The sequence below is a fragment of the Novosphingobium sp. BW1 genome (assembly GCF_008107685.1).
Lineage (GTDB): Bacteria > Pseudomonadota > Alphaproteobacteria > Sphingomonadales > Sphingomonadaceae > Novosphingobium.
On sequence record NZ_VIRF01000088.1, the window covers coordinates 38595 to 56829 of the forward strand.

The following is an 18235-nucleotide window of genomic DNA, read 5'->3' on the forward strand; positions in this document are numbered from 1 at the left end:
GAAGCGCGCAAATGGCGGTCCTGCAAGGGCCGCCATTTGTCGTTTGCGTTTGATTCCCCCCCCCTTCCTTCAAACTTCACTCGAGGAATTTTTCGAAATGTCGATCACTCCGTTGATGCCTGTGTATCCCCGGTGCGGTGTTCGGCCCGTTCGCGGCGAACATTGCCATCTCATCAGCGAGGATGGTCGCCGATTCCTCGATTTCGCGAGCGGGATTGCCGTCAACGCGCTCGGCCATTCGCACGAAGGTCTGATTTCGACCATCCAGAAGCAGGCCGAGACGCTGATGCACGTCTCCAATCTCTATGGCAGTCCGCAGGGTGAGGCCATCGCACAGCGCCTGGTCGACCTGACCTTTGCCGACACCGTTTTCTTCACGAATTCGGGTGCAGAGGCGGTCGAGTGCGCGATCAAGACCGCGCGCGTCTACCACCAGTCGGCGGGGAACGATGAAAAGTTCGAGCTGATCACCTTCAACAACGCCTTTCATGGGCGCACGATGGCGACAATCAGTGCGTCGAGCCAGGAGAAGATGCACAAGGGCTTCCTGCCCCTGCTGCCCGGCTTCAAGTACATCGATTTCAACGACCTTGAGGCCGCCGCCGCCGCGATCGGGCCCAACACGGCGGGCTTCCTGGTCGAGCCGATCCAGGGCGAGGGCGGCATCCGCGTTGCGGACGAAGCCTTCCTCAAGGGCCTGCGTGAGCTGTGCGACAAGCATGACCTCATGCTGATCCTCGACGAGGTTCAGAGCGGTGTGGGCCGGACTGGCACCTTCTACGCTTACGAGCAGTACGGGATCGAGCCGGACATTCTCGCCACGGCCAAGGGCATTGGTGGCGGCTTCCCCGTCGGCGCGTGCCTCGCCACCGAGCAGGCGGCGCGGGGCATGACCTTCGGCACACACGGCTCGACCTATGGTGGCAACCCGTTCGCGATGGCGGCCATCGGCGCCGTACTCGACGTCGTGGGCGAGGATAGCTTCCTTGCCGACGTGCGGGCGAAGGGGGAACGCCTCAAGGCGCGTCTCGAGCAGTTCATCGGCAATTACCCCGAGCTTTTCGAGGGTGTGCGCGGCAAGGGCCTTTTCCTCGGCCTGAAGATGAAGGTCGAGCCGCGGCCCTTCGTCGCCCACATGCGCGACAACCATCAGGTTCTCGCCGTTTCGGCAGGTGACCAGGTGATGCGCGTCATTCCCCCGTTGGTGATCGACGACAGCCACATCGATGAATTCCTCGAGAAGCTTTCAGCGGCCGCGGCCAGCTACACGCCCGAGGACACGGTCTGATGTCGCGCGATTTCCTGAGCCTTAGCGATGCGGGCGGCGACACCATCGCCGCGATGATCAACGATGCGATCGAGCGCAAGGCGGTACGCGCTGGCTGGCCCAAGGGCCAGGCAGACAGTGATGCACCGCTTGCAGGTCACACGCTGGCCATGATCTTCGAGAAGAACTCCACGCGTACGCGCGTGTCCTTTGATATGGCCATGCGCCAGCTGGGCGGCAGCACGATCATCATGGAAGCGGGCAGCACCCAGATCGGGCGCGGCGAGACGATCGCGGATACCGCGCGGGTCCTCAGCCGTATGGTCGATGCCATCATGATCCGCACCGATGATCACGCCAAGATCGAAGAGCTGGCGCACTACGCGGACGTTCCCGTGATCAATGGCCTGACCGATCTTTCGCACCCCTGCCAGATTGTCGCCGACCTTCTTACTATCGTCGAGCATGGCTTTGCGCTGCCTGGTCTGCAGATGGCCTGGCTGGGTGACGGCAACAACGTCTCGCATTCGATGATCGAGGCGGCCGGGCTGATGAAGTTCACGTTGCGCCTGGCCGTGCCCAAGGGGTACGAACCTGATGCAGGCTTCGTCGACCGGGCCCGTGCAGCGGGCGGTGAGATCGTCATCACGCACGATCCGCTCGAAGCGGCGCGCGGCGCGCAGGTTGTCGTCACCGACACGTGGGTCTCGATGGGCCAAGAGGGTGGCGAAGCGCACATCAAGGCGCTCGAACCCTACCAGGTCAACGAGAGCCTCATGGCCCACGCGGCCGAGGGGGCAATGTTCCTGCATTGCCTTCCTGCGCACCGTAACGAGGAAGTCACTGACGCGGTTATTGACGGTCCGGCCTCGGCGGTCTGGGATGAGGCGGAGAACCGCCTCTACGGCCAGAAATCGGTCCTGCTGTGGAGCCTCGGCAAGCTGTGAGCGAAGATCCGACCCTGCCGCGAGAGGACACCGGTTTCGACCGGGTCCTTGCCTTTTCGCTGCCCAATCGGCACGCGCGTGGACGTGTCGTTCGCCTCGGGCCGGTACTCGAAACCGTCCTTTCGGCGCACGCCTATCCGCCCGTGGTCAAGCACCTTCTGGCTGACGCGCTGGTGATGACCTCGCTCATGGGCTCGCTGCTCAAGGAAGAGGGGGCGCAGCTCACGATCCAGGCGCAAGCGGAGGGCGGCCTGGTCGACATGATGGTCTGCGATTACCGCGATGGCGAAGTGCGTGGCTATGTGCATTTCGATGCCGAGAAGTTCGCCAACATGCAGGACGAGGAGCTCCAGCTCGATCTCCCGGCCCTGTTCGGTACCGGGTATCTTGCGATCACCTTTGATCTGGTGGCTACGAAGAAGCGCTACCAGGGCGTGGTGCCGCTCGAAGGGTCTTCGTTGGCGGATGCGTGCGAGGCGTACTTCGCCCAATCCGAGCAGGTGCCCACGCTCCTTCGCATCTCGGTGCGTTCGAATGGGGAGCGCTGCATGGCAGGCGGGCTCCTCATGCAGTTCCTGCCCGATGGGGAAGAAGGCCAGGCACGGCTGCATGCCCAGGAAGATCATCCCGACTGGGAGCACGTTTCGGTCATGGCCGGCAGTGTGCAGCGCGATGAGCTGCTCGATCCTGTCCTGACATTGGAAGAGCTTCTTTGGCGCCTCTTTCACGAGGAGGATGAGGTCCGCGTCGAGCCGCTCGTCCTGCTCCAGCGGGGCTGCCGCTGCACGGTCGAGCACTACAAGACGATCCTTTCGCGCTTTCCCGACGATCAGCTCGCCGACATGCGCGAAGAGGATGGCACCATCCCGGTCGACTGTGCGTTCTGTTCCAAAGTATTGAATATTCCGGTTTAGGGGATGGCCGGGGCGCCAACGGCAAGAGAGCGAGGATGATGAAGAAGTTTGCCAGGACGTTCCTATTCGCAGGGCTGTGCGGGTTTGGCCTGATGGCCGGGCCAGCGCTCGGCGAGGGTGAAACTCTGGCGATGCTGGACCGCCTCGATCCTGGCAACTGGATGCTGCGTATGCGTGGCTCTGGCGGCGGTGAGGAGCGGATTTGCATTGGTTCCGGTCGCGATCTGGTGCAACTGCGCCACAGCGATCTGGATTGTGAGCAGGTCGTCGTACTGGACCGACCCAGCGAGGTGACGGTCCAGTATACCTGTCCCGGAAATGGCTATGGACGGACAACGATCCGGCGTGAGACCGACGGCCTTATTCAGATCGACAGCCAAGGGATCCGAAACGGTTTGCCCTTCGCCTTTGCCGCCGAAGGTCGGCGTCTGGGGACGTGCCCGCGCTGAACTGAGCGCCATCGGTGATGTTCTTGCACGCCGGGACATTCAAGCCTAGCGCAAGAGGCATGACGACTACAGGACAGGATTCGGTCAAGGATGCCGTTGTGCTCCTTTCGGGCGGGCTCGATTCAATGGTTTCGGCGGCGCTCGCGCGGGAGCAGGGCTACCGCGTCAACGCGCTCACGATCGACTACAATCAGCGGCACCAGTGCGAGATCGATGCGGCGAGCGCCATTGCGCGGCACCTCGGTGCTGCGCGTCATGTAATTCTGCCTCTCGATTTACGCCGCTTCGGAGGCTCTGCACTCACGGACGACATCGCAGTACCCAAGGAAGGTGTTGGCGAGGATATTCCGGTGACTTATGTCCCGGCGCGCAATCTGGTGTTTCTGTCGCTGACACTGGCCTGGGCGGAGGCGATCGGGGCCAGTGATATTTTCATTGGTGTGAATGCACTCGACTATTCAGGCTATCCGGATTGTCGGCCAGAGTTCATTTCCGCATTCGAGAATATCGCCGACCTGGCGACAAAGGCCGGGGCGGAAGGGCAGCCGTTCCGTATTCGCGCGCCGCTCCAGTTTCTGGGCAAGGCAGACATCGCGCGTGAATGTATTCGGCTCGGCCTGGACCCGGCGATGAGTTGGTCCTGCTACGATCCGCAGTCCGATGGGCGTGCGTGTGGGGAGTGCGACAGCTGCCGCTTGCGCAAGGGCGGCTTCGAGCAGGCGGGCCTGATGGATGGGACCGATTACGCGGCCTGATCGGCGAGGAACTCTGGTTTCCAGAGGTTAGGCCATGCACGCAGACCACAATTGAACAATCAAGAATACGATAGATAGATCGGAGGGGCGTCGCCCTCGGGCTCCTCAAGCCAGCTGGTAGCCGTTCCGTCTGGCGACCTGGCTGAGAAGGGTGCGTCGGCTGATCCTTGAGGGCTGCGGGGCGCGCCGAGTTCTCTCCATGGCTTGAAGCCGCGTTGGTCGCCCTGTGTGATCGGTGGCGATCACGATCCGGGCTCCTCGCAACAGCCCCTGTGAACGTGGAAGGAAGATGCGCCTTGCCCAAAGAAAAAGGGGCCGGATTTCTCCGGCCCCCTGATCTTTGTACCGTTGCCGGTCAGCTTACATGCCCGAACCCGGACCGTAAGTGATTTCGACGCGGCGGTTCTGCAGTTCGCGGACGCCGTCGGCGGTGGGAACGCGCTGGTTCTCTTCGCCGAAGCCTTCGCTCGAGATCGCCGTACCCGGGATGCCGTGCGAGGTCAGGTAAGCCTGAACCGAGTCGTTACGACGCTCGGAAAGACCCATGTTGTAGGTCTTGGCGCCCGACGAGTCGGTGTAGCCAGCGAGCATGATCGGAACGTTGTCGCAGTTGCCGTAAGCCGTGATCGCGCTGTCGAGGACCGTGGCGGCCTCAGGCGTGATGTCCGAGCTGTCCCAATCGAAGAACACGATGTACGGGCCCTTGTTGCAGACAACCTGCGGCGGCGGCGGCGGCGGCGGAGCCGCTTCCTCACCGAAGTTGTAGCTGATGGTGCCCATCAGCGAGTGCGAACGCCAGCGGGTTTCCAGGCTGTCGCCTGCCGTGGTCACCAGATCGATGTTGTCAGCGTTGAAGAAGCGATACTTCAGGCCGACATCGACATGGTTCGAAAGCGGAGCGCGAACACCCGCGAGAACCTGCCATGCGAAGCCCGTGTCGCTGTCGTCAACGAGATCGTAGCTGACGCGTGCGACACCGGCGCCACCGCCGACAAAGCCCTGGAGGCCGTCGTCGGGACCGAAGTCGAGAAGGCCGTTGACCATGAACGACAGCGCATTGGCGTCGCCGAGGTATGCAGCCGGACCAGCGTAATCGACATAGTTGTCGACGCTAGCTTCGCGGTAGCTGGCTTCGGTTTCGAGACGGAATGCCCCGAAGTCGTAGCCAACCACGCCACCGCCATCAAAGCCGGTGTTGAAGTCGAACTGGCCAACGTTGTCGACACCATTGATGTCAGCGTCAGCATCTTCGACGATCATGGCGCCGAAATCGAGCTCGACATACCATGCGCCATCGCGCGCGAGCGCGGGAGTGGCGATAGCTGTCGAAGCCAGCGCCAGTCCAATGACGAGTTTCCTCATACGTTTCCCCTACTGATAGAGATTTGGAGCCACCGAGTGCGAAGAGTCTCTAACCCTTCAACAATCTGCGCGCAAGCGCACATTGCGGACCACTGTTGCAAGAATGTCACGCCGGAAAGGGTCGTTGGCCGCGCATCGCTACCGCAGCGGTAATTTTGCATTGCCCCTTTGCCCTCGTCCTTGGTTGCCCATCAAGCCCCTGGGAGAATGCCCAGGATCTGCAGGGCCGAGACCAATTGCGTGACCGCGGCCCTTGCTTCGATGTCAACCACCGCCCCTCCGTTTGGTTCCTGAACACTTTGCGTTTTTTTCCAGCCTGCCTGGAAAAATCGTTCCTGTGCAGCGGCTATGTCGTAAATACGCAGACCATCCCGGGGCGGCACGAAGAGCCATTGCCCCCCCTGCCTGCAGGCCAAGGATTCGTCGTGGCCCGCCCATTCGCCTGTGGCGCCTGCGCCGATCAGCCAGGCTTGCCCATCTTCGGCAGTGGCAGGGGGTGTTGCAGCTACACCCTCGACCGTGGTGTGCAGCAAGGCGTCGAGACGAAAAAGGGCCTCGTTGATAAAAAATTCCTTCTGCGCCTGCCCCTGAAAAAGCAGCGGCAAGGTGTAGCGGGGGCTGGCGGCATTAAAGGTAACCGAGTCTGTCATGCTTGCACTCCTTGGAACGGTTTCGGTCGTGGGCAGGGCAATGCGTCAGGCCGGCTCGAGAGTGCCCAGGAGGAGGGCCGGGGAGAGGGCGTGGGAGCCTGCCTGGCGCACGTGCAACTGCGCTGTGTTGGCAGCTTCGCCGAGAGTGGCGGCCATCGCCGGTGAAATCTCGATCCGGGGCTCCTGGACCTGCCAGGAGGCCAGTGGCTGTTCGGGGTTCCCCAGAGTCAGGAGGTAGATCTCGGTCTCCTCCACCAGCGGAACGTCGAGTGTGTCGGCCCAGCGCCATGCGCCGCGCGCGCGGCGTGTCCAGGTAAAGCGGACGGTTCCATCGGGAAGGCGCGTGCGGCGCGGATGGACCGGGGCGAGCGGACGCTGTGTGATGCCATCAAGGTGCACCTTGGTGCGTACCGGTGCGGCATCGCCGCGCCCCAGTGCGACGACCTCGCGCTCCGCTGCGCTGCCCAGAAGAGCTGCGTCGAGGGGGCGGATGGCGGTGTCGAGAAGGGCAAAGGGCTCGCCCGTGGCATGGCCCGCCAGGCCAGCCTCGCTGCCAGCGAGGCCGCGCAGGAAGCCGGAGAGCCGCCATGAGCCAGGGCCTATCAGGTTCGCCTCGGCGAACTGGACAAGTTCTTCGCCAACAAGCGCGAGATTGACGCCTTGGGCGAGTTCGGCCGTGTTCGCTCCACTCAAAACCATTGCGGGATCAGGAAGGGTGACATCGAGCCAGGACGTCCGGTCGAGCAGAAGCAAACTGGCTGGGGCGAGAGCATTGGTGGTAACCCCCATCAGGGCCCGCGTCCGTCCGGTCGAGCCGAGCGGTTCCAGCGCTCCGCTGCCGGGATCGGCATAGAGCGCGGCGCCCGGCCAGCCTGCGCTGGAGGAGGAGGCCGCTACGTGGGGCCGCGGTGCGGCGCTGTGCGCGCTGGCGCTGTCCAAGGGAAGTTCGAACGCCACCAATTGGGTTTCGCCCGGGGGCAGGTCCACGGGAGGGGCATAGCGACCCGAGGTCCCGGTCAGAGGAGTGGTATCCAGTGCTGCTGTGGGCAGGCGGCGCTCCAACTCCAGCTCGACGCCCGCCTCGCACCACTCCCAGGCGCGCACGCGCCATGTGCCGGAATGTTCCGGTAGGCGCACTTCGACGCCCGGCGCAATGGCGGGATCGAGTTCGGTCGTGCGCCAGGCAATCGTATCGCGTGCGCGCTCCGCACGCCGGTGCGCACGGTGGATCAGGCGGGCGGCACTGACTGCATCGAGGCTCGCGGGCAGGTCGATGCCGACTGGCGCGCCTGGGGCGGGACGCCCGGCAACGCGCTGCACTCCGGGCAGGTAGTCCCGATCCTGGTCGTAGTAGCGAAGGAGTGCAAGCGGGCTTGGTGCGGCTTCGCGGCGGCTCCTGGCAAAGCCGCTCCGCGCGCCGAACCCGTCCTGGTCCTCGGGCACGGCGGCAGCGCCGAGTGTCTTCATTGCGCCCGTAGCGCTTTCCTGGCGCAAGATCAGGGTCTCGCCCGAGGCGTCGGTGTCGAGGGGGAAGACCGCGTCGAGCGCCTGAAGGCTTTCCACCACCGGACCTGAACAGCTGAAGCCTGTCAGTTCCGGCAGCTGGGCGCTGGTCTCGCAGGCCTCGAGCGCGTCGTCGAGGATATCCTGCAGGTGGACCGTATCGCCCGCGAAGACTTCGAAGGTCAGGCCAGGAATACGGTTGTAGAAGTCGGCGAGCTGCAGATCCTCGAAAACGACGTAGGCAAGGCCACGATAGGCGGGGCAGCTTTGTGTACCCTCGGCGCTGGCAAGCAGGGGGTCGAGGGGCTGGTCCCCGCGTCCTGTGTGAACGCGCACGGTGCCGCCGGCCTTGAGGTCCCCCTGCGCGCCGCGCAGCAGTTTGCCGTCAGCCCAGATACGCCCAATGCCCTCAATCGGACGGCTGGCAAGCGCAACGGCGAAGCTTGCACTATACGAGTAGGTGGAAAGGGCAGGGGAACCCTTGCCGGTGCCCACTGTCTCGCTGTGTTCGGTGAGTTCGGTGGCCCAGATCATGCTGCCCGCGACGCGCATCGCGCCGTAGTGGCGGGGGAGGACCTCGCCATAGGTCGAGCGCGTCGCATCGAGTTCGCTCAGGCGGGGTCCCTGGCGGGACGAGGCAAAGAGCGCGCCGTCGATCTGGCGTCCGACAAGCGAACCGATGGCTCCGCCAACGGGACCGGCAAGGGCCGTGCCCGCCGCGCTGAAGACAAGTGTGGCCATGAGGAAAGCATCCCGCAGGAGTGGATCAGGAGGAGAGAGAGGGAAGGCGCCAGGCACCAAGCTGCCGCCAGGAGGCAGGCAGCGGACCCTCGACGATGCGGCGGAGGCCCGCATGGGCATGGATCGCGATGTTGCTGTCGGGCGCGCTGTGGATGAGGAAATGGTATTGGCATGTACAGGTGCGGACCATCGCGATGTCTCCGGGCGCTGGCTTGCCAAGAGCTGGGTGCAGTCCGGCGGCAGCGAGAATGCTCCCGGCATCGGGGGGCTGCTCGGAGCGCAGCGTATAGCGCGCCGGTAGTGCGAGTGGCCGGTCCAGTCTCGCCAATGCGGCGCCGATGAGGCCTGCGCAGTCCAGTCCCGTCGCCGGATTACGCCCGCATAGTCGGAAGGGCGTGCCTACGAGAGCGCGCGCGGCTTCGATCAGGGCGGCAGGAGTAGAAGCGAGGTGCGTGGCGCGGGTCACAGGGCGGAAGGGTAACGCTGAAGCAGGTCGTTGCCGGGCAGGTGCGGCTCGCCCCTGAAATTGATGGCGTTGGCAAAGCGGGTGGAGCAGGTGTTCAGCGTGTGGTCGCAGCCCTCGCGCAGGCGCACGGGTGTGCCTGGCAAGGGAGCCGGCTCCATCGCTTGGTCGAGCACCAGCGCGCCCTCAGCGGTCACGCCGAGAATGGTGACGATCTGGCCCGTGCGTGCGCCATCGAGCCAGCGCAGGGTGCCGCCCGTAAACAGGACAGGATCGGTGAGGCTCGCAGGCGTGACGCTATTTTCCTCTTCGTTGGCATCGAGGATGTGCGTCTCGGTTTCGAAGCGACGCGCGCTGAGGTTGCAGCCAGGTCCTGCAAATTCCGCGCGGCACGAAGGGCTGGTGCGCGGCAGGGTGTCGCGCGCGAGTTCGCTCTTGCGCGAGGAAAGCTGAGCCTCGAAGCCGCCGTCGCTTTCGAGGATGGTGCCAAGGCTTCCGGTGTAGAGCAGGTGGTGCTCGAAGGTTTCCCAGTCGACAAGGCCAATACGTACCCCTGCGCCGTCGAAGCGACCCTGCTCAAGATCCTCCTGGGTGATCGAACCATGGGTGATGGCCCCGCGCACGTCGGCGCTGTCCGGTTCGAACCCGGCTGAACGGCGGATCGAGGAGGGCAGCATTCCGGGCGAGGCGCGGTGGAGGACCCCATCGAACCACAAGTCCGCATCGTGGGTGGTGAAACCCAGAGTGACGCCGTCGCGGCGCAGGATGCGCCAAAAAAGGGCTACGGTTTCAAGCTCCTCGGAAAACCAGGTGCGCATCACATGGCCTCCCGGATTTCGACGATGGGCACGCTGGGAGCCTCGCCGGCGGCGAACGAGGAGCCGGAAATTTCGAGCTGGTCATCGGCAAAACGCACGGGCACATCGAAGAGGAAGCCGGCGCGTACCACGCTTCCTGCTGGAGGCGCTTCGTCGAAGGTGATCACGCCGCCAGGCAAAAGGGTCCAGTTGCCCTTCTGGACCACGCCATCGAGCGAGACGAGCACGCTTGCGGCATCGGGCCGGGTAATCCGGCGCACTTGCAGGGCCTCGCCTTCGCCATAGCACTTGAGAAGCGCGAAATCGGCGCGCAGGCCATCTCCCTCTCCCAGTTCCTGGTCGAGCTCGGTGGGGGTGTCGACCATGCTGGCCGAGCTGAAGTCGCTGGGATCGCGCAGGCGAAAGCCACGCGCGGGACCACGGCGAGCACGGAAGAAGGCGATGAGCGTGCCCAGTTCGGCTTCCGAGCGCACGCCTGGCCCCACGTCGAAGCGCAGGCGGGCATTGGCCCAGAGGCTGTTGCGGCGCTCGAAGCCCGAAGCGGTCACCGAGACGCTGGTCGAGAATTCGGGGGTCACGGTGGCATCGCGGCCGAGCGCGAGAGGATAGAGGATATCGTCGAAGGCCTGCATTGCCTCGTCTCCGGTCGGGGGGGGAGGGGGCGCGGGAAGGCGCACGTAGCCATCGCGCATGATCTGGGGCAGCGCCCAGACAATGATCTCGTGGGGACTGCGGGCCTGGGCTTCGTCGATGCCGTCATCGATCCGCCGCCACAGGTCGGCGTCGTCAGGATCAAGGACGAAGCCCGCGAGGTAGTCCTGCTCTGTCGGGGGATAGCCCAGGCGTGTGTTCACCGTCTCGTAGGCGCGGCGGCGCGCGGCATCGCGCCCCTCAGTGAGCCAGTCGTAGTCCTCGACCTGGAGACGGTCGAAGGCCGGGGCCGCCCAGCCAACGGGCAAATTGGCGCGGTAGAGTTCGGGCATCGAAGGGGCGAGGATCGTGGGGGTGAAGACGAGCGCCAGCGCTTCGACGGGATCGGGCGCGACGGCGGCGCGAACTGCGCTCACCAGCGCGGCGGTGGATTGCGCGAGCAGGGCTCCGGCGGCATCGAGCAGGTCGGTCTGTGCGGGAGTGAGGGGCTCGCGCATGTCCGGGATGGTCACGGGATCGCCGCCCAGAGCTGCGGACGATGCCGCATCGTAGAGGCAGATGCTTCCCTCTGCGGTCGTCCACCACCAGGGCTCGCCGACCTGAAAGCGGACCTCGCACCCCGCGTCCGCCATCAGCTGGGCAAAGGAACCGCCGACCAATTGCAGCCAGGTCATTGCCTGGGCGTGGGCGGGGGAGAGCAACGAGGACGGTGGCTCCCAGCCGGTGAGCGCCGGATTGCCCAGATGGTCGCGCTGCATCCAGTCATCCGGGCAGTGCTGGGCGAAAAGTTCGTAGGAAAGGGACGCGATCGGGCGAAATCCTTGCGCGGCGCACGCGGCGAAGAAGGCCGCATGCCAGGTGCGGGTGGGGGTGTTGAGCGGATCGCCGGACGTCGAGACCAGAAAGTCGCCCGAGGCCTGGGCCAGGCGGAAGAAATGGCTCATGCCCACGTAGTGCAGGACCGTGCCGCGATAGCCGAGCTGGCGTATGGTGCGCACGAGCCGGGCCGGGGTCTGGACGCCGTCGTCATCATAGCCGGTCGCGATGGCAAGGCCGTGCGGGGGCAGGAAAACGTCGCCGATCTCCAGCATGGCGCGCTCGCCATCGCAGCTGATCGCGCTCACTTCGATCCAGCCTTCCGCCTCGGCGGGGAGCGGGGTTTCGCTGCCGGCAACGTAGCCCGGCGGCGCGAAGGAGATGAACATCCGGTCGATATCACCCGGCCACACCGGATCGGAGTCCGCCGGAAGAGAGAAGCCACCTTCAAGCTGCGAGAAGGGCAGCGTAATCACCGCATCCTCTGGGCTGCCCTGCGCATAGTTCCAGAGACGCACGTACCAGGTGCGCGCCGTCCCTTGCGAGTCGCGCCCCTCGATGGTCAGCGTCGGGCCATTGACCGCATCGAGCGCCAGCACGCCGCCCGAACGCCAGCGGAAGCTGAGGTGCGTGTGGGAGTAGTCACGGTCGGTGCGGTAAGCGAGGAGCGGGTGGTCGAGCGTGTCCTCGCTTGCCCAGATGAGACCGCCAAGGTCGATCTCGCGCAGGAAACTGGCCTCGACGCGCAGGGAATCGGGGCCAGTCGAGAGGATTGTCGCGACCATGGGGCGGGGGTAGTTGACGGTCCAGAAGCGTGGATCGAAGCGCTGGATCCAGTCACTGTCCTGTCCTTTGCGACTGTCGGCAAGCCAGAAGGCCATGGGCGGGTTCCTCGTCGGCGATAGAGTGGATGACCGAAACGTCAGGAGGCGGTGAGCGCACGGCGTACAGAGCTTGCAATCTGGCGCGAGGAGCGCTGCAAGGCGCGCGGGGTGCTCGCGCCGCGCTCCCCCGCAAGCGAGATGGCCACGCGTACGTCGCGCGGCGGCTGGCGGTTTTCTGCGGTCTCGATGCGGCCCGCCGAAGTGGGCACGAAAACTTCCGGCCCCCGTTCGCCCACGAGATAGCCCTGGCCAGGCGCCACGTTCCCGCCGGTCGCCCGGCCAGGCAGCCCGAGCAGCCCCGGGACCAGACCGGCCAGGGCGCCGCCCGCGCCGCTGCCGCCACTAACCGCGCCGATCAGCGTGGTCATGCCTTGCGCGGCAATGGCGTCAAAGGCGGAGAAGGCGGCACTCTTGAGATCCTCGAAGCCCAGGCTACCGCGGCGGATCGCCCCGGTCAGACTGCGCTCGAAGCGATCGCCTGCGCGGGCAAAGCCATCGCCAAGGCCGGTGTCGATCTCGCCGCGCAGGACCGCGATGTCGCGGGCAAAGGCCTGGGTGCTCGCGCGTACCTCGATCAGGAGTTCGTCCATGTCATCGCTCATTGTCTCGCTCCATCATGGCGTTGAGGGTGGCGCGGTCGAGCCCTTGGGAAGGGGCATCGGTCGCGGGCTGGAGGATCGTCGCCAATTCCTCGGGGGTGGCATTCCAGAACTCATGTGGTCGCCAGCCCAGCAGGCGGGCGGAAAGGGCGCACAGGCGGGTGGCACCGGCCCCGAACCGCACCGGGGTCTCGCTCACACCGTGCCCTTGAGGATCTGGCCGAGCAGGGTGCGTAACGGGACGGCACAGCGGGCCAGACCCAGCCGGGCGACAGCCTCGCCCACGGCTTCGCGCGGGAAGGCCGTGGCCGGCTGGAGGCAGTGCCAGAACAGCGTCGCCACTTCGCCCAGCCGCAGTTGGCCCTCGCCCGCCCGTTCGACCAGGGCATAGAGCGGCCCCAGTTCCTCTTCGGCGGCAACCAGCGCGGCGAACGAGGGGCGCAAGACATGCGCCTGACCTGCGATCTCCAGCGTGGCTTCGCCGCGCAAGGGGTTGGCAGGCGCGCTCATGCGGCCGCGATCGCGCCCGAGCTTTCCAGCTGGAGCGTGTAGTTGCGCTCACCGTTGAAATCGCCCGCATAGTCCAGGCGCTGGACGAGGAAGCGGCCACGCAGCTTCTCGCCGTCCTCGAAGCTCAGTTCGTAGTCGTCAAGTGTGCCTTCCATCGCGTTGACCCGGATGCGCGCTTCGGCCGCGCTGCCCAGGAAGATGCCCGCCGCGCTGACCGAGACCGTGCGGGTCCCTGCGCCCGAGAGCAGCTCACGCCAGCCCCCGCTGCCCTTGTGGGTAGTGACCACTGTCTCGCCGGTTACCGACATCTGCGTGGTGCGCAGGCCCGCGACGGTCTGATAGGTCGGCGGATTGGCGCCGTCGGAAATCTTGAGCAGGAACGCACTGCCTTTCTGGGCGGTCATGTCGGGTCTCCTGTGGGGAAGGGATCAGCTGGCGATGAGCCGGAAGGCGTATTCGAGAAGCACCGCGCGGCGGTTGCCGGGACGCTGCTCGGAGCGGGCGCGCAGAAAACGGGACGTGACGATCTCGATGCCTTCGTGCGCGGCGGGTAGGTTTTCGATGCGCGCCTCGATGTTGGCGACGAGCGCGGCCATGCTGGCGGGGACATCGCCACGGCCCTGTAGTTCAAGCGCCACGCGCACCTCGCGGCCGCGGTGGGTCTTGCTGCTCCAATCGGTGCTGGCGCTGGTGGCGATCGCCAGCCAGGGCAGGCTGGCGCGCGAGGGGGCTTCCTCGCAGATGGCGTTGAGGGAGCCGGAAAGGGCCGGGTCGCCTTGGAGCCAGGTAAGAAGGGCGGCGCGAAGGAGCATTTCTTCCATCTGTCATCCTTTCCCGAAAAGCGGCCAGACGAGGTCCGCGCGGCGCCAGGGGGCATCGCCGTCGCTGGACGCCAAACGGCGTGCGGCGAGCGTGGTCTCGGCAAGACGCCGGGCCTTTCGCGTCAGGTCGCGGGCGAGCGGCTCGAAGCTGTTTGCGCTGTCGCCTTCAAGGCGCCGTGCGCTCATGCTAGGCGCATCCGGCGCCAGGGCCGCCACAGCGCCGCGACCGAGGCCGGCGGCAGGGGCGAGGCGCCGCCGCCCTCGCGCTCGCGATGCTGGTGGGCGGCGAGGCGTACGATGCCGTGGCGCAAGGTGTCGGGCAGGGCGTCCCAGTCGGCCGCGAGCCCTGCGGTGAAGCGGACGGCGAGGCGGCCTGCGGCAAAAGACAGAAGGTGCACGCGGCCCGTCCCGTCCGCCTCGAGGTCGAGCGCATAGTCGCTGGCCGGGACAGGGGTGCGGGAGCCGTCTGCGCCGAGGATCTCGAGCGCGGTGATGGCCTGCACCGGGCGGGTGGCAAGGCTGGTCCAGTCGCGCGAGGAGGGGAGGACTTCCTCGCAGGTGCTTTCGAGTGGGAGCAGGCCGGTAAAGGCTTCGCAGGTCTCGAGCGCGGCGCCGAGCAGGCTGGCCAGCGCATCGTCATCGTACCCGGTCGTGATGCCGAGCCACTGCTTGAGCTCGGCAAGCGCCGATGACGGCAGCGCGGCCGGCGTAAGGATGACCCGGTTCATCGGCATCTCCGATCGTTGTCGTGGGCGGGAGAGATCAAAGAAAAGAAGGGCCCGCGCCGTCCGAGGGGAAGGCAGGCGGCGCGGGCCGGGCGCAAGGGCGAGCGGGGAGGGGAAGGCCCGCCAGGCGCGGAAGGAAGGCTTCCGGACGAGGGAAGAAGCCGTCCTTCTGTGCGCATCTTGCGCCGAGGTGGATCAGGCCGCGATCTTGAGCAGCTTGATCGCGTCGGAATCGAGCACCTGGCCGCCCACGCGCTTGGTCGCGTAGAAGTGGACGAAAGGCTTGTTTGTGAACGGATCGCGCAGGATCGCGGTCGCGCTGCGCTCGGCGATGAGGTAGCCCGCGCGGAAGTTGCCAAAGGCGATCGGGGTGGCGTTCGCGGCCACGTCGGGCATGTCCGAGGCCTCGACGACTGGGTAGCCGAGCAGGCGGTCGGGCTGGCCATCGACAAGGCCGGGCTGCCACAGGAAGGCGCCGTCGCTGGTCTTGAGCTTGCGCACCAGGGCCAGGGTCTGCGCGTTCATCACCCAGCTTGCGCCCTGGCGATGCCCGGCCTTGAGCGCGTGGACGAGATCGATCAGCTTGAGCTCCGGGTTTGCGCCAAGCGTGCTGGCGTTGCCCGAGACAACATGCTGGAGCGTGCCGAACTGGCGCGTGGCATCGCCCGCCGTGCTGGTCGTGCCGGTGATGAAGCCGCGGGGCTGGTTGGTGCCCGAACCCGATACGAAGGCAGCCCCTTCGGCGCGCGCGAACTCGGTCGCGATCTCGTCGGCGAGCCAGGTGGGCAAGTCGAAGCCGGCATCGTCGAGCATGGCCTGACTGGCGGCCGGGTTGGCATAGAGTTCACCCGTCGGCGGGGCGATCTCGGCGAAGCTGGGCGAGTCTGTTTCGGGGCGCGCGGCGGTCTCGCTGACCCAGCCCGATGCGGTGCCGCCGGTCGAGATCAGCTTGCGGTAGCCCGCCGAGCCGGTCTGGACGACCTGCGCGATCGAACGGATCGGGCTGACCGCCTTGAGGCGCGCGGCGATGAGTGCATCGATCTCGCGCGGGACGGCATAGCCGCCGTCGGCGGGGACGGCGCCGGAGATCGACTTCCACTCGGTCTCGCGCCCGGCGCGCAGGTAGCCATCGACGAAGCCCTTGAGTTCCAGGCTCGGCGCGCCTTCGGCGGAGCCGGCGATGACAGGGCGGGCCGCGGCACGGCTGACGCGATCGAGGCGCGCCTTCACCTCGTCAACATCGCCGCGCAGAGCCTCGACGCTCTGTTCGGTCGCATCCATGCGGGTGACGAGGTCAAAGGACGAATCGAGCGATTCGGCCGGGACGGAATTTTCCATGGGGTATCACCTTTCGCGGGGAGTGGAGCCGCCCGCGACGGGCGGCAGGGAAACGGGGAAGGAAGGGGAGCGGGGCGCGCGGACCTCAGGAGACGAGGTGGACGCGCGCGCCGTGCTGCATGGGGTGGGTGACGAGGCTCACCTCGAAGAGGTCGACGGCGAGTAACTCGCGGCCTGCAGGCCCGGTTCGGCTGGTGCGGGCCCGGTAGCCGAAGGAGAGGCCGGTCACGTTCCCGCGCTTCAGGGCAAGGCCAGGGGCGGCCTCGGGCCGGTCGAGCGCGGCAATCACGCGAAGGCCCCGGGCATCCTCGGAAACGGCCTCGATCCAACCGATGCGCAGGTCCGCGCGGTGTTGCCACAGGAGCGGCAACGGGTCCTCGCGCGCGGCCAGGGTGCGGGCGAAGGCGCCGCGTCGGATCGTGTCGCGGCCGGCATCGGGTGTGTCGAAGAGGGCTGCGTAGCCTGCAAAGCGCAAGGTGGAGCTGCGCGCGGGCGCGTGGGTAAACGGGGCAGGCGCGATCACCGCAGCATCTCTGTTGCGCCGAGCCGGACTGCAAGGCCGAGCAAGAGCAGGGCGAGGAACCCGCGCACCGCCCAGCCGACCGCGGCGTTGCGCGCGCTGGTCTTGGCATCGCGCCAGGCCCGCAGCAATTCGCGCAGTTCGCAGAGGTCCTCGGGTGCAGTGTCGTCATCGAGGCCGATGAGGGCCAGCATGCGCTGTGCGCCCACTTCGCTCGCCTCTTCGACGATCGCGCGCAGCGTCACCAGGTCCGAACCTTCGGCAGCGGCCTGCGCGATCAGGCCGACCAGCATATCCTTCTGATTCATGATTTGTTCTCCGGATGGCCAGTCGTGGCGGTGGGCAAAGTGGCGCGCGAGGACGAACGGGGCGATAGGCCGAGCAGGGCGCGCTTCTCGTCCACGTCGAGGAAATCGGCGTCGGAGACCTGCGCCCAGAGCCGCTCGCGGTCCTCGGCCAGCGCAGGCACTCGGTCGAGGTCGATGGCGAGATCGGCTTCGGGAAACCAGGGGCTGAGGGCTTCGCTCAGGCCGGCCAGCAGCTTGGCGGCTAGCGGCAGGAGGGTCAGGCGCCAGAGCGCGCGGTTGGCCTCGCGGTAGTTGGCATAGGTCGCATCGCCGGGCAGGCCCAGCAGCATTGGGGGAACCCCGAAGGCGAGCGCTACGTCGCGCGCGGCGGCAGCTTTCAGTGTTGCGAAGTCCATGTCCGCCGGGCTCATCGCCATGGCCTGCCAGGTAAGCCCGCCTTCGAGCAGCATGGGGCGTCCAGCGTTACCCACGCCCGAAAAGGCGCTGGAAAGCTCGCTCTTGAGGCGTTCGAACTGGTCGGGGCTGAGGGGCGTGCCCTCGCCCGTGTCGTAGACCAGCGCGCCCGAGGGGCGGGCCGCGTTCTCGAGCAGCTGGCGGTTCCATTCCGAGGCTGCGTTGTGGGTGGCGACGGCCTGATCGGCGGCACACAGGCAGCCCGCGCCGTAATGGTCGTCGCCGGGATGGAAGTGGCGGATATGGACGAGGTTGGGCGAGGCGTCCTCATCCAGAGCGGGGATCGTAATGCGCTTGCCCGCGACCTCGTAGCTGTAGGCCGTTGGCCAGCCGTCGCTACCGGCAAGGACGGTGATGCGCTCGGGGCGCAGGGCGAAGAGCTCGACAGGGTAGCCACGCGCATCCTTCAGGATCTGTACGTAGGCATTGCCGTGAAGAAGCAGCTGCGCGGCGAGCGTTTCGAGCAGCGACTGGCCCGCGCTGGTCGCGTTCACCAGCCGGGCGAGGGCGGGGTCGGCTGGCTTGAGCGGCGCGCCCGCGATGCCTTCGGCCACTAGGCGCACGGCGCGCTGGGCGACCGGGTTCTCGAGGTAGGCGCGCTGGACGGAGCCGGTGTACTCATAGGGCGCGCGGCCCGAGCCTCCCTCGGCGAAGTACCAGGGCGAGGCGGCGCCGCGCGCCAGCGGCACGCGCGCGGTTTCACCCTTGAAGGCGGCGGCAAGCGTATCGAGGAAGGACATG

General features: G+C 66.4%; 22 protein-coding genes. 5 read left to right on the forward strand and 17 right to left on the reverse strand.

Annotation, left to right across the window (positions count from 1 at the left end; all coding sequences use genetic code 11):
- The first annotated feature begins 97 nt into the window (after positions 1-97).
- The 5 genes from FMM79_RS16515 to queC are packed head-to-tail and all read left to right on the forward strand — an operon-like array spanning position 98 to position 4332.
- A complete protein-coding gene (locus FMM79_RS16515) occupies positions 98-1288 on the forward strand; it encodes an aspartate aminotransferase family protein (RefSeq protein ID WP_148628542.1) in 1191 nt (396 codons plus the stop codon).
- The gene (gene argF / locus FMM79_RS16520; protein WP_148628543.1) at positions 1288-2214 is read left to right on the forward strand and encodes an ornithine carbamoyltransferase; all 927 of its coding nucleotides are present in this window, start codon (positions 1288-1290) and stop codon (positions 2212-2214) included. The genes FMM79_RS16515 and argF overlap by 1 nt, the downstream gene beginning before the upstream one ends.
- Positions 2211-3128, forward strand: a complete 918-nt coding sequence (locus FMM79_RS16525) for an Hsp33 family molecular chaperone HslO (protein ID WP_148628544.1) — start codon at positions 2211-2213, stop codon at positions 3126-3128. The genes argF and FMM79_RS16525 overlap by 4 nt, the downstream gene beginning before the upstream one ends.
- A 35-nt stretch (positions 3129-3163) precedes the next feature.
- Positions 3164-3577, forward strand: a complete 414-nt coding sequence (locus FMM79_RS16530) for a hypothetical protein (protein ID WP_240339265.1) — start codon at positions 3164-3166, stop codon at positions 3575-3577.
- A gap of 59 nt (positions 3578-3636) precedes the next feature.
- Positions 3637-4332 (forward strand): 7-cyano-7-deazaguanine synthase QueC, encoded by a 696-nt coding sequence (gene queC, locus FMM79_RS16535; RefSeq protein ID WP_148628545.1) that lies wholly within the window; start codon positions 3637-3639, stop codon positions 4330-4332.
- A 360-nt stretch (positions 4333-4692) separates the two neighbouring features.
- Here queC and FMM79_RS16540 read toward each other — a convergent pair whose 3' ends face one another.
- From FMM79_RS16540 to FMM79_RS16620, 17 genes are all read right to left on the reverse strand, one after another.
- A complete protein-coding gene (locus tag FMM79_RS16540; RefSeq protein WP_148628546.1) occupies positions 4693-5694 on the reverse strand; it encodes an OmpA family protein in 1002 nt (333 codons plus the stop codon).
- Positions 5695-5885: 191 nt separating this feature from the next.
- Positions 5886-6344, reverse strand: a complete 459-nt coding sequence (locus tag FMM79_RS16545) for a DUF2793 domain-containing protein (RefSeq protein ID WP_148628547.1) — start codon at positions 6342-6344, stop codon at positions 5886-5888.
- A gap of 45 nt (positions 6345-6389) precedes the next feature.
- Positions 6390-8588 (reverse strand): phage tail protein, encoded by a 2199-nt coding sequence (locus FMM79_RS16550; RefSeq protein ID WP_148628548.1) that lies wholly within the window; start codon positions 8586-8588, stop codon positions 6390-6392.
- 25 nt (positions 8589-8613) lie between these two features.
- Complete coding sequence (locus FMM79_RS16555) at positions 8614-9054, reverse strand: hypothetical protein (RefSeq protein WP_240339266.1); 441 nt, start codon at positions 9052-9054, stop codon at positions 8614-8616.
- Positions 9051-9869: a DUF2163 domain-containing protein gene (locus FMM79_RS16560; RefSeq protein ID WP_371710950.1), complete on the reverse strand. Its 819-nt coding sequence runs from the start codon at positions 9867-9869 to the stop codon at positions 9051-9053. Before FMM79_RS16560 ends, FMM79_RS16555 begins: the two co-directional genes overlap by 4 nt.
- Positions 9869-12217, reverse strand: a complete 2349-nt coding sequence (locus FMM79_RS16565) for a DUF2460 domain-containing protein (RefSeq protein WP_148628550.1) — start codon at positions 12215-12217, stop codon at positions 9869-9871. The genes FMM79_RS16560 and FMM79_RS16565 overlap by 1 nt, the downstream gene beginning before the upstream one ends.
- 41 nt (positions 12218-12258) lie before the next feature.
- Complete coding sequence (locus FMM79_RS16570) at positions 12259-12822, reverse strand: tail tape measure protein (protein WP_148628551.1); 564 nt, start codon at positions 12820-12822, stop codon at positions 12259-12261.
- Entirely contained in the window at positions 12812-13018 is a 207-nt protein-coding gene (locus tag FMM79_RS16575) for a phage tail assembly chaperone (protein ID WP_240339267.1), read from the reverse strand. Before FMM79_RS16575 ends, FMM79_RS16570 begins: the two co-directional genes overlap by 11 nt.
- Positions 13015-13329: a gene transfer agent family protein gene (locus FMM79_RS16580; protein ID WP_148628552.1), complete on the reverse strand. Its 315-nt coding sequence runs from the start codon at positions 13327-13329 to the stop codon at positions 13015-13017. Before FMM79_RS16580 ends, FMM79_RS16575 begins: the two co-directional genes overlap by 4 nt.
- On the reverse strand, positions 13326-13733 hold the full coding sequence (locus tag FMM79_RS16585) for a phage major tail protein, TP901-1 family (protein ID WP_148628553.1): 408 nt from the start codon (positions 13731-13733) through the stop codon (positions 13326-13328). The genes FMM79_RS16580 and FMM79_RS16585 overlap by 4 nt, the downstream gene beginning before the upstream one ends.
- Positions 13734-13757: 24 nt before the next feature.
- On the reverse strand, positions 13758-14150 hold the full coding sequence (locus FMM79_RS16590; protein ID WP_148628554.1) for a DUF3168 domain-containing protein: 393 nt from the start codon (positions 14148-14150) through the stop codon (positions 13758-13760).
- A gap of 3 nt (positions 14151-14153) precedes the next feature.
- The gene (locus FMM79_RS16595) at positions 14154-14336 is read right to left on the reverse strand and encodes a hypothetical protein (RefSeq protein ID WP_148628555.1); all 183 of its coding nucleotides are present in this window, start codon (positions 14334-14336) and stop codon (positions 14154-14156) included.
- Complete coding sequence (locus FMM79_RS16600; protein ID WP_148628556.1) at positions 14333-14878, reverse strand: hypothetical protein; 546 nt, start codon at positions 14876-14878, stop codon at positions 14333-14335. The genes FMM79_RS16595 and FMM79_RS16600 overlap by 4 nt, the downstream gene beginning before the upstream one ends.
- 192 nt (positions 14879-15070) lie before the next feature.
- On the reverse strand, positions 15071-16213 hold the full coding sequence (locus FMM79_RS16605; protein WP_148628557.1) for a phage major capsid protein: 1143 nt from the start codon (positions 16211-16213) through the stop codon (positions 15071-15073).
- An 85-nt stretch (positions 16214-16298) separates the two neighbouring features.
- Positions 16299-16736 carry an HK97 family phage prohead protease gene (locus FMM79_RS16610; protein WP_240339268.1) on the reverse strand — a complete coding sequence of 146 codons (438 nt, stop codon included), beginning with the start codon at positions 16734-16736 and terminating at the stop codon, positions 16299-16301.
- Positions 16733-17041, reverse strand: a complete 309-nt coding sequence (locus FMM79_RS16615) for a DUF6127 family protein (RefSeq protein WP_148628558.1) — start codon at positions 17039-17041, stop codon at positions 16733-16735. The genes FMM79_RS16610 and FMM79_RS16615 overlap by 4 nt, the downstream gene beginning before the upstream one ends.
- Entirely contained in the window at positions 17038-18234 is a 1197-nt protein-coding gene (locus FMM79_RS16620; RefSeq protein WP_148628559.1) for a phage portal protein, read from the reverse strand. Before FMM79_RS16620 ends, FMM79_RS16615 begins: the two co-directional genes overlap by 4 nt.
- Position 18235 lies beyond the last annotated feature (1 nt).